The sequence below is a fragment of the Spirulina sp. LEGE 11439 genome, assembly GCF_059821285.1.
Genome location: NZ_JCAMRX010000022.1, coordinates 20,308 through 32,114 on the forward strand (window position 1 = coordinate 20,308; position 11,807 = coordinate 32,114).

Genomic DNA, 11,807 nt, shown 5'->3' on the forward strand with positions numbered 1-11,807 from the left:
TCGCTCAAATTGATGCTGAAAGGTGTGTTTTCTTGAGTTCTTGGAAGATTTCATCAAATCCAATCGTATATTTAACGACTTGGCGATCGAAAATATATCGTAATTGCTGAAGTTTTTTTTGCGGCTGTCTATAATTATTACAAGGAAAAGAAGCCCAGTGACCGCCAACTTTACAAGCTGCTTTTTCAAAATCGCCAAAAGCAATATTTTTGATAACTCCTTTTTGCTGGAGATAATAAATCGCTGCTTTATCTTGAGAAGCGGGGGTAAAATCTCGAATAATGCCATTGTTAGTTAAACTACGATAATTAAAATCCATGATCTGGTAGCGTCCGCTTGCAGAACTACATACTCGTTTTCTCGCACGTCTAATAAAAGCACAATTTTGATTGGCGACCCATCCTCCTCCCACAAAAGGATGAGTCGAAAAATTCTTGATTCGATTACCGCCTTTAAAAACAATAACAGTATAAGAAGCCTCGCCGAGACTTCCTATTTCTGCCCAACTAATTGTGTCTAAAAAAGCTCGGATTCGAGCCATATAAATACACGTTTTCTTAATTTGATAATCGCTTAATCCATTCAGCAACCCATCTCCTACCAATTGTTGGCGAGAGAGGAGTTCGGAAAAACACGATCGCTTAAAGTTCTGCGGGTTCATCGGAGTTGCTTGTTGTGGTGCGATCGCTAACAAAGAAATGCGATCGAGAGACTGAAAAAACTCATCACTTTTCCAGACTTTCCAATCTAAAAAACTAAAAATATTGGGAACGGAAGCAATATTTTCCTGTACGGCTTCAATCAAAGGAGAAAGCGTGGGGGTTTTGAGAACGCAGAATAACATGGTCAGCGTTAAAATACTCATCGAAAGCGACCAGTCAGAAGCCGTTTTCGTCTTTTTATAGCGGCGATCGTGTCTCGTTCTTTTTTGCTTTCGAGTTAATCTTTTAACTAAAATATGATAGAAGCGATCGCAGCGATCGATAGTAGATTTTTTATGTTTCATGATTTGGCTTTTCTCCTCGCAAATTCCATTCGATAAAGCCTAAAGGAGGTGCAATCCAATCGCCATAATATTGCGTGCCAAAATGCAAATGTGGACCTGTTCCTGCTGTTCCCGTACTGCCAAAAATAGCACCAGCTTGATAAATTCCCGGACGGCAAGTTTTTAGATGATGAGAAATGAATGTCCAGTTAGGTAAAGAAGCACTGGTAATTTTACTATAAATACCCCAAGGAGGTTGTTTTAAACATTCAACTTTTGCTTTTATACCGGGAAGAGCAATCACAGATAATGGTGTTCCTATGGGCATCCCAATGTCCACACCGCGATGAATAATACAACCTTTAATATTTTCGCGATCGATATCTTTTGGGGTTTTATGCAAGCAATCTGGATGGCTTTTTTTACCGGTACTGGGATGAACCGATCGCGTGCGATAGGTATCGGTAACTACATAACTTTGTTTTCCTCTCCCGCGAATTCTATTTTTTCTTTTTGGGGTTACAGCTAACACCGAACTGTTAAAAAAAAATTGTAGATTGCTGGGTTTGCTTGCAGTATCTAAAGTATTTTTTGGAATTGCCTTAGAAGTATCTTCAGTAGGAGAGTTTTGAGAATTCTGCCTTTGGTTTACCAAAGGATAAACAATAGTGATATAGGCAACACCTGCCACTAAAATACTGAGCAAAATCAAAGTTGTTCGTCGCGATTCTTTAGCACGTTGCTCTGCTAATAAGCCATCAATTTTAATCTCTATTTTTTCTAATTTATCTTGAAATCTACGAAATTTTCTCCCAATACGCTTATCAGTTTCATAAAGTAGCTGAAAAACTTGCTTTCGGTTTTCAAAACTTGCTTTTTTAAATCGCTCTTGCAAGCGATCGTGCTTCCATTCAAGTCGCTCTATCTGTCGAACAACTTGCTGGAGATAAGGGCGAGATAATGGCGTTTGATGTTGGGTTTCCTGCTGCTGCTGTTGCGTGCGATCGCTAAAGGAATCAGAATTGATTGGATAATTATCTTGCTCTTCTTCAATAATATCAGCATCGATAATTTCATCATCAGAAAATTGAAAATCATCGAGATCGGATTGTATTTTCTGCTCATTTACATCATAAGTAGTAGAGTTAGAATGATTAGAGTAATTCATCGTTTTTCTCGCTTTTCTAGGAAATTAAATCTCAAAATAATGAAGATAGAAAATCCGATAACTTTTTTGAAAAAGTTATCTATCTTTTGGCAATATCTCAGAGAGAGAAAGCTATAACACTTCTAATATAGTACAAGAAAACTTATTGTGTCAAGTCTGAAATTTTCCGATCGCGATCTTGCTTCCTCAATAGCGATCGGGGTTGGAAGTAAAGGAAATATTATACCCTTTAAACCAGAAATATAAATCAGGAATATATTTTTTATGAGGCTATTTAGGCTCACAGTATTAAGCTAGAACAAAGTATCCTTCTCTGTGTACCTCTGGGACTCTGTGGTCAACTTTCTTCATGATTTGCGTAGTGCGATAATACGATCGCCTTGTCTGTTGTTTGAGTTGCTAGCGATCGCTAAAAATATCAACAAAAAAGATGGAGAAATACAGTATAACTCCACCTTTTTAATATTTAATTATCCGAGTAATTTTGTTTGATAAATTGCAAGATCGTCTCAACTTACCAATCAAAATGTTGGTGTTTATCATAAGGATCGCCGGAAAAAGGTTGTACGCCAATAGCGGGATACATATCATCCGTAGGACTGAAAATACGCGCAAATGCTTCAGAGATGAATCGACTGACTTCGGCAATCGTTTTTCCAATTTTCATAATTCTGACCTCCATGTCAAATCAGATGTTTAAGTAGAAATCGTTGCTTCTGGATTTCTATTTTCATTATCAAGGTTTACTCACATTAACTGCTTCAGATTCCTCAATCTTGCAATTTTTATTTGAATATGTTTGCAATACTTTGCGTGAAGCAATAATAGTTCAAGGTGTTCGAGATAATACTTTAAGTTTTGCTTAGATTTGTATCTAAATCGTCTAAAAACGATCGCGATCGCTGCCGAGATCCCCTTTAATTCGTTAAATTTTGGACTTTATCACCTATTTTAATCGATCCTGCCTTTCGCGGAATCGCATTTTCACCAAACATAATTCCTTCTTTGCCAAAACGTCGAAATGTACCCAAGGTTTTTAAAGGTTCGCGCAATTCATTGCGTTGTGCGGTCATTTGATCGGTAGTGGTGACAATACAGCGATCGCAAGGTTTTACCAAATCAAAAATAACCTCTCCAATTTGCAAAACTTGCCATTCATCTTCAATAAAAGCGCGATCGCTTTCAATCACAATATTCGGACGAAAACGATTCATGGGAACAGTTTGAGAGCGATCGGGATAGATTGCTGCTAATCTATGGTTTAATTCCTCTAAAGATGCAGTATTTGTAATTAAGAAAGGATAGCCGTCAGCAAAACTAACGGGAGCATTCTCTCGAGGGGTATAATTCGGATTAACGGGACGAATATACTGGGGAGATTGTCGGACTAAACGTAAGGAATGAGGTGTTTTTAAGACAGATTGCAGCCAGTTGGCAACCCGATCGCCTTGGTCGATCGCGATGAGGCGATCGCGCCAGACTTGCACCTCAATTTCATCTCCTGCGATCGTGGTAGCCAATGAGATTGCAGGATGAGAAGGTGCGGATAATGAGATATTTTCTCCCTCAATTTTCACCTCAATTAATGCCAGTTGAGGATATTGGCGCTGAGTGAGAAATTTGCCCGCAGCATCGGTTATCATAAATTCGCGATCCCAGAGAAATCCTTTGGGAGTAACTTCAGCCGCATCTAGAGAAATACCGCGACAAGATTTAATTGGATAGATAGCGAGTTCGCAAATGTGCATCAAGAGTTGAAAGTTAACAGTTGAGAATAGTTTATAATAGAAAATGCTGTCGTTTTGCAAAACGGGAATGAAATTGATAGAGTATCTGCGCGATCGCGGCTTGGAAAATTTATGTCATCAATATCATATTAAAGCAAATCGTCACTATCAATATCCTAATTTGGTCTGTTTGAAATACTCCCAGATCGATTCCCCGATGGAAGAGAAGATCGTCCAGCAGTCACGAGGTATTATTGTTGATGAGGGTAAAAATTGGCAAATTGTTTCTTATTCTTACAATAAATTTTTTAACTATGGCGAACCCAATGCCGTCGAAATTGATTGGCATAATGCGACAGTTTACGACAAATTAGACGGCTCTTTGATGGTTCTCTATTTTTACGATCGCGAGTGGCGAGTTCAATCTAGCGGCACGCCAGATGCAACAGGAAACGTTAATGGTTTTCCCTTTACCTTTACGGAGTTATTTTGGAAAGTATGGCAAGAACTCGGCTATTCTTTACCAGAAGAGACGGAGTATTGTTTCAGTTTTGAACTCATGACTCCGTATAATCGGATTGTTGTTAAACAAGAGTCTAATCGATTGGCTTTACACGGCGTTCGCAATATTAAAACCCTGAGAGAAGAAGAACCAAAAATTTGGACAGATCGATATAATTGGGAATTAGTAAAAACTTATCCGTTAAGCAATTGGTCAGAAATTTTAGAAGCGGCAAAATATTTAGATCCAATGGATTCTGAAGGATATGTTATTTGCGATCGCACCTTTCGTCGCGTTAAAGTTAAATCCCCTGAATATGTCGCACTCTCACATTTTCGACAAGGATTTTCGACGCGTAGAATGTTAGAAATTATCCTCAAGCATGAAGGCGATGAATTTCTTTCCTATTATCCCGAATGGACAGAAATATATCGCAATATTCAACAAAAATATGATGACTTTGCGGACAAAATCACAGCAGAATACGATCGCTATAAGGATATTGCCAGTCAGAAAGATTTTGCCTTAAGCATTAAGCATTTACCTTATTCAGGAATTTTATTTGCCTTGCGATCGGGAAAATCTGCTAGTATTCGAGAGTCTTTGCAAAAAACATCTCTGCCTAAAGTCGAACAATTATTAGAAATTGAGAACGTTTCTCTAGGAGTTTAAACATGAAAAAAGTTTTAGTTTTAATTGGTTTACCCGCATCGGGAAAATCTACTTACGCCAAAGAATTATTATTGGAAAATCCCGGACGTTGGGTGAGAACGAATAAAGATTCATTGCGAGAAATGGCCCATGCTTCCTATTGGTCGCAAAAAAATGAACGATTTATTGTTAAGTTACGAGACGAAATCATTTTGATGGCATTAGAAGCCGGAAAGCACGTCATTATAGACGATACAAATTTCGGACATCATGTCAACCATATTAAAGAATTAGTCAAAGGAAAAGCCAAAGTTGAGGTCAATGATTCTTTCTTAGATGTTCCTGTAGAAGAATGTATTCGTCGGGATTTAGAACGACCGCGATCGGTAGGAAAAGATGTGATTATGAAGATGTATAATCGTTATATTCGCCCTCGTCCTCAAATCCCCGATCGCGATCCCGATCTTCCCGATGCGATTATGGTAGATATGGATGGAACTTTAGCCATTATCAACGATCGCAGTCCTTACGATGTCTCAAAATGTGGCGGAGATTTGCCTAATTTTCCCGTAGTAGATACAGTTTTGAAATGGCAAAAAGACACCCAGATTATTATTCTTTCCGGTCGTACAGATGACGGCCAAGCTCAAACAGAAGAATGGTTAAATAAATATGGCGTGAACTATGCTAAAATTTATCTACGAAAACAAGGCGATCAGCGCAAAGACTCAATTATTAAAGAAGAAATTTATCGTCAAAATATTGCCGGAAAATATAATATTCGTTTCATTTTAGACGACCGAAATCAAGTCGTAGAAATGTGGCGCAGTTTGGGGTTAACAGTCTTTCAAGTTGCCGAAGGTGATTTTTAAATGCAAACTTCAAAGCTAAAATTAAAAAGGAATCCTTAAACATGAAAAATGTAGCAATTATTGGTTGTGGTTATGTTGGATGTGAGGTCGCACATCGTTGGCGAAAGCAAGATTTTACGGTGACGGTGACGACGACGCAACCCGATCGCATTCCTGAATTATCCGCGATCGCCGATCGAGTTTTAGTCGTAAAAGGAGACGATCTAGCAGGGTTAAAAACTGTTTTACGAGGTCAAGAAGTTATCCTGTTGAGTATTGGTGCAAAAACGCGACGGGAAGATATCTATCGCCAGACTTATCTAAAAACCGCACAAAATATTGTCGATCTCTTGCCAGAAGTTCCAGAAGTTCGGCAGATTATTTATACGGGAGTTTATTCGGTTTATGGCGATCGCGATGGAGATCTCGTTGATGAATCTTTTCCTGTTTCTCCGACTTCTATCCAAGGTCAGATTCTCTGGGAAACAGAAAATACTCTACTTTCGGCTGCAACAGAAACCCGTAAAATTTGCATTCTACGCTTGGGAGGTATTTATGGACGCGATCGCGAAATTGCCAAGATTTTTAAGCGCGTTGCAGGTCAAACTTTGGCAGGAAAAGGTGAAAATATTTCTAACTGGGTGTATTTAGACGATATTGTCAAGGCGATCGATTTTGTTTGCGAAAAACAATTAGGAGGAATTTATAATTTAGTTTGTGACGAACAAATCCCTCGACGACAACTCCTCGATCGCGTCTGTCAAGCCTACAATTTACCTGCGATCGCATGGGATAAACAAGAGATATCTTATCCTTATAATGTTCGCGTTTCTACTCAAAAAATCAAAGCAGCCGGCTTTCAATTCCTCTATCCTCAGTTAATAATTTGAAATTCATTTTACTCTATTTTACCTTTAACTTGCAGCGAGTTCAATATCTTTTAACGCCTTATCTTGAACGTTTAAGTCTTGCGAATCTGAATTCAAGCCATCTTGTGCGATCGCGATCGAATCAGCCATATTTTCAATCTTCTTTTTTTGAGATACTAAATTTGAATTTTGAGTCTTGGCTTCTGTCTGAGTTACGTGGTTCTCTTGTAAAGACGGAAAAGTAATCACAAATTCTGTTCCTTCACCTAATTTAGACCTGCATTGTAATGTCCCTTGATGGCGTTCGACAATAATTTGATGGCTGATAGAAAGACCCAAACCCGTCCCTTTGCCAACCGGTTTAGTGGTAAAAAATGGCTCAAACAATTTTTGGGCGATCGCTTCCGGAATTCCCGGGCCGTTATCTCGAATGCAAATTTCTACGCGATCGCCTTCTAATAAAGTTGTCTCAATAGTAATCTCAGGGGTACGTTTTTCTTGAATGAAAATGCTTCGGTGTTGTTCTAACGCATCAATACCATTACTAAGAATATTCATAAAAACTTGATTCAAAAGCCCTGCATGGCATTCGATAAGAGACTGACAATGATATTTTTTGTAAATCTCAATTTTAAACTGTTTATCTGTGGATTTAAGACGATGCTGTAAAATGAATAACGTACTATCAATTCCTTCGTGAATATCAACTTTTTTCATCGACGCTTCATCCAAACGAGAAAAATTTCGTAAGGACACCACAATATCACGAATACGACTCGTCCCGAGGAGCATGGATTGTAAGATTTTGGGCAAATCTGCTGCAATAAAATCAAATTCAACCTTTTCTAATAAGTCTTGAATTTCGAGACTGGGACTAGGATAAGTTTTTTGATACAGTTCGATAACTTCGAGAATATCTTGGATATAGCGTTCCGCATAATTAATATTACCATGAATAAAGGTAATAGGATTATTGATTTCGTGAGCAATACCAGCAATTAATTGACCCAAGCCTGACATTTTTTCGGCTTGAATGAGTTGTAGTTGCATTTGTTTGAGAGTTTCTAGCGCACCTTCTAATTCTTCAGCCCGATATCGCGCTCTAGCTTCAGCTTGACGGCTTTTTTGATACAGTTTGGCTTGATATTGACCGATGCTAATATCCTGTTCTTCTTGTTCTTTTTGATACTGGCTGACAACACGATCTAGTGCTGTGAGTAAATTACGATCGGCTTCTTCTAGAATATATTTCAAGTAGTCATTATTTATGTCCAATGTTTCCGATTGAGCTTGTATCAAACAGCGAACTGTATACACAAAAGATCGAATTCCTCGATCTAGTTGAAAAGGCATTGCAAAATAAATATCGGCAACTTCTGGCGATAGATTTCCGGGTAATTTTAGAGCGGGATTGCCGTAGAGTAAGCCATTATGGGAACTTTCCATTAAATCGACAAGCTCAACTAACTCTTGTTTTATAGCTTCTCGTTTATCTTGACAGGAGAAAGCAAGTAATCTAATTGACAAGAATGCTATTCTTTGAGAAAGCATTCGCTGTCTTCCGCTAATATTAATGACTGCGGCATTTACTTCTCGGATTGCCGTTACATGTTCTATATCTAAATATTTTGTTAACACGAATAAACCTGAAAGTTGACAACCAATTTGAATCTTAATAAACTTAATAGATGCACGCAGCAAAAAATCAACTAAACTATTTTTACAGTTCGAATCACTTTTCGATCTATTTTTTGTGGAGTCAGAGAGAAAAAAACTCAACGAATTCACCAACTCGTCAACACCCTAAATTTAGCAAGAATTTTGCTGCATTAATGTCACACTTTATACGAAAGTGAACTTTTTCGCAAAGAATTTATGCAAATTTTGCCAAGAATTCATTCCAGCCAAATCTAGCGATCGCTGATTTATCCAGATACCACAAAGAAATACTATAGCGATTGGTGTATTTCACAATTAGCAAAGGGTGTTTTTTTGCTAACTTAAAAGATGTAATTGAGAGCCGTTTTCCGTTTTGCGAACCTCAATACGATGCTGAAAAGCCTCTTTAAATTGAGGCATATGAGTGACGGTAAGAATGCAAGCAAAATCTGATGCGATCGCATTAATCGCTGCAATGAGGCGATCGCATCCTTCTGCGTCTTGGGTCCCAAAGCCTTCATCGATAATTAATAATTGCAGCGATGCCCCCGATCGCTGTGCTAACATCTTAGCCAAAGCCAGACGAATAGCAAAGTTAATGCGAAACGCTTCTCCTCCAGAATAAGTTTCATAAGTACGAGTCCCTCGGGCATCAGCAATAACAATTTCGAGAGTATCAATGGTATTATTGGCTTTTTTGCGGCTGCTAGCGCTTTTTTTCGCCTTTTGGGTGACAAATTGAACGTGCAGTTGATTGCCGGTTAGCCTCGCTAAAATTTGATTGGTTTGTGCTTCTAATTGAGGGAGAATATTTTCAATCATCAAGGCTTGAATGCCATTTTTACTAAAGGCTTTCGAGAGTTCTTGATAGATGCGATATTGCCGATTTACCTCCTTTAACCGTTCCTTCGTTTTCTGGTGTTGAATTTTTGTTTCTTGTAGTTGAGTTAATTGTTGCTGTAGTTTTCCTTGTTTTGCCAAAAGTTCGTCTAATTCCTGTCGTCGTTGTTGAATAATTCGATCGCATTGTTTGATTTCATTGCGATAGTCGGGGATCTGTTGCATTTTCGCGACCAATTCATCTAAATCTAGCTTGATTTTGTCACGATCGCCTTCTCGAATTTTTAGTCGCGTTTGAATTTCTTCTAAGTCATTTTGTAATTGAGGTAACTGTTTTGCTGCTTCTTGCAGTTTGTAATATTGGAGATCCCATTCTTGTGCTTTTAATTTTTGCAAAGTTTGGCGGGCGATTTCATGGCGATCGCGATCGTAACCAATGGCCGTAATTTTAGCTTCTATCTGGTGAATTTGTTGCTGAATCTCTGAATCTTGGTGCAGGCAATCGCGAGATTCTTGCCAGCGATCGCGCTGTTTTAACAATTCAGGTTTTCTGGTATTGAAGTCTTTTTGTTTGCGTCGTGCATCATTAATTTTCGACTGTTTGATCTCCCAATGTCGCAAGCGATCGGCTTCTCCGCGTGCGAGAGCAAGGGTTTGTTCATCATAATCGAGTTGGGCAATTTCGCGATCGAGATTTTGCAATTCTGCGTGCAGATCGAGGGCGTAATTTCCTATTTTTAAGGATTGTTCTCTCTCTTCGATCTCTACGACAATATCTTGCTGGCGATCGTAATCTTCATCTCCTGTTTCTAACTCCGCTTCTAATTGTCCTTTTTTATTCTGAAGATCGCCATAAGCATTAATTTTTCGTGTGAGTTGAGCGTATTCTTCTCGCAATCCTTTTAAATCGCCTTCACAAGTTGCTATTTGTTCGCGAATCCTCCAAATTTGCTGTTGATTTTTCTCTTGTTCGCTTTGAGTTTTGCTGATAACATGACTGCGATAATGTTCGTCAAGAGGACGATCGCAGAGTGGACAAGTCGCATCGGGAACTTGTAATAGTGCTAATTTTTGTTGTGATTTTTCGATCTGTTCTTCATAAGAACGCTGACTTTCTTGCAAGCGTTCTTTGATGATTTTTTGTTCTTGTCCTTTATCTTGAACTCGCTGTTGATAATTCTTTGTATTCTCACATTCTATGATTTTTGCTTCTATTTCTAAATACTCTTGACGGCGTTGGGGAATTCGTGCAATACGATCGGCAAGTTCTTGTTGAGATAACCGTAATTGTTCGAGTTTGGCGTTTAATTGTGCCTGTACTCTTTCAATCTCAATTTGTAAGTCATTACGCCGTTGTAATAAAGGTGTAACTTGTAGTTTAAGCTGTTCCAATTTCCGAACATGCTGGCGATGAGATTGTAATTTTTCTAAGCCGCGATCGACTTCTTCTGAGGTTGCCAAAGTTGTTTTATTTTCTTCCTCTTGTTGAGAAAGATTATCTAATTGAGTTTGTACTTGTTGAATTTTCATTTCGATTTCGTTACTCTGTTGAATTAATTCTGCTTCTCGTTGTCGTTTGGTTTCTTTTGTGCTTTGATACTCTCGAAGTTTGTCGGCAAGTTGTTCCTCTTCATTTTGCCATGTTTTTAAATCTTGATGGCCTCGTTTTATTTCTTCACTTCGCTGTAAGAAACTCTCAGTTTGTGTTAATTTTACTTTAATTTCTTCTCGGTCTCGCAGGAGGCGATCGCAGTCTCCTACTATATTGCGATATTGAGTTTGCTGCCAAATTAATTTCTGTTCTTCATTGTCGCGATCGTGTTCCGCCATTTGCAAGGTTTTTAATTTTTGATTATCTATATCTTGCAGATCTTGCAATCCCTCTAATTTTGTAGCAAGAGTCTTTCTTTCTTGCTCAATTTCTCCTTTTCGTGCTATTTTTTGTTCTAGAGGTTGCAAACTTTGCTCCATATAATCGGCATGACCTTTGAATTCTTTGGAAGTATCTTTTGCCTTGATAGATAACTCTTCATACCGATTTAATTTGAGTAAATCCGCCAACACTTTTTTGCGTTCCGAGGCAGTGCGAAGCATAAATTCATCCGCCCGTCCCTGACGCAAATAAGCAGAATTTACAAAGGTATCGTAGTCTAATTTAATATCTTTAACAATTTTTTCTTGCGTCGGTTTAACACCTTTCCCCGTCAAAGGGCGAAATCTTCCTGATTCGGTTTGAATTTGAAACTGAAGATCCGTGCTACGTCCTCGTTGGCGACTGCGAATGATACGATAGGTTTCTTGGTTGACAATAAAGGTAAAATCAACTCGAACGGTCTTCTCTCCTGCATTAATCACATCATCTGTACCGACTCGACTTTTCCCCCAAACCGCCCAAGTAATAGCTTCTAGAAGAGATGATTTACCCGCCCCATTTGAACCACAAATACAGGCGGTATGCAAACCTTGGAAATCTAATTTAGCTTCTCGATAGCTGAGGAAATTTTTGAGAATCAGTTGTAGAGGTATCATTAGATTGCAAAAATTTGGATAATACA

At 38.5% G+C, this 11,807-nt stretch carries 9 protein-coding genes; 3 read left to right on the forward strand and 6 right to left on the reverse strand.

What is annotated here, in order from left to right; translation table 11 throughout:
• Window positions 1-4: 4 nt before the first annotated feature.
• The 4 genes from AC6RV6_RS15535 to AC6RV6_RS15550 form a co-directional block, all read right to left on the reverse strand.
• Window positions 5-1,006, reverse strand: a complete 1,002-nt coding sequence (locus AC6RV6_RS15535) for a glycoside hydrolase family 24 protein (protein ID WP_500241782.1) — start codon at window positions 1,004-1,006, stop codon at window positions 5-7.
• Window positions 996-2,153 carry a hypothetical protein gene (locus AC6RV6_RS15540; protein ID WP_500241783.1) on the reverse strand — a complete coding sequence of 386 codons (1,158 nt, stop codon included), beginning with the start codon at window positions 2,151-2,153 and terminating at the stop codon, window positions 996-998. The genes AC6RV6_RS15535 and AC6RV6_RS15540 overlap by 11 nt, the downstream gene beginning before the upstream one ends.
• A 514-nt stretch (window positions 2,154-2,667) precedes the next feature.
• Complete coding sequence (locus AC6RV6_RS15545) at window positions 2,668-2,820, reverse strand: hypothetical protein (RefSeq protein WP_500241784.1); 153 nt, start codon at window positions 2,818-2,820, stop codon at window positions 2,668-2,670.
• A 250-nt stretch (window positions 2,821-3,070) separates the two neighbouring features.
• The gene (locus AC6RV6_RS15550; RefSeq protein WP_500241785.1) at window positions 3,071-3,901 is read right to left on the reverse strand and encodes an MOSC domain-containing protein; all 831 of its coding nucleotides are present in this window, start codon (window positions 3,899-3,901) and stop codon (window positions 3,071-3,073) included.
• A gap of 67 nt (window positions 3,902-3,968) precedes the next feature.
• Here AC6RV6_RS15550 and AC6RV6_RS15555 point away from each other — a divergent pair, with 67 nt between their 5' ends.
• Genes AC6RV6_RS15555 through AC6RV6_RS15565 form a run of 3 tightly spaced genes read left to right on the forward strand, consistent with a single transcriptional unit; the run spans window position 3,969 to window position 6,774 of the window.
• Window positions 3,969-5,054, forward strand: coding sequence for an RNA ligase (locus AC6RV6_RS15555; RefSeq protein WP_500241786.1), 1,086 nt, complete (start codon window positions 3,969-3,971; stop codon window positions 5,052-5,054).
• 2 nt (window positions 5,055-5,056) lie between these two features.
• Complete coding sequence (locus AC6RV6_RS15560) at window positions 5,057-5,905, forward strand: phosphatase domain-containing protein (protein WP_500241787.1); 849 nt, start codon at window positions 5,057-5,059, stop codon at window positions 5,903-5,905.
• A 41-nt stretch (window positions 5,906-5,946) separates the two neighbouring features.
• On the forward strand, window positions 5,947-6,774 hold the full coding sequence (locus tag AC6RV6_RS15565; protein WP_500241788.1) for an SDR family oxidoreductase: 828 nt from the start codon (window positions 5,947-5,949) through the stop codon (window positions 6,772-6,774).
• Window positions 6,775-6,798: 24 nt separating this feature from the next.
• On the opposite strand, the gene AC6RV6_RS15570 is transcribed toward AC6RV6_RS15565, so the two are convergent.
• Together AC6RV6_RS15570 and sbcC are read right to left on the reverse strand one after the other, a co-directional pair.
• Window positions 6,799-8,391 (reverse strand): ATP-binding protein, encoded by a 1,593-nt coding sequence (locus tag AC6RV6_RS15570; protein ID WP_500241789.1) that lies wholly within the window; start codon window positions 8,389-8,391, stop codon window positions 6,799-6,801.
• A 357-nt stretch (window positions 8,392-8,748) separates the two neighbouring features.
• Entirely contained in the window at window positions 8,749-11,781 is a 3,033-nt protein-coding gene (sbcC, locus tag AC6RV6_RS15575) for an exonuclease subunit SbcC (protein ID WP_500241790.1), read from the reverse strand.
• Between the last annotated feature and the right edge of the window lie 26 nt (window positions 11,782-11,807).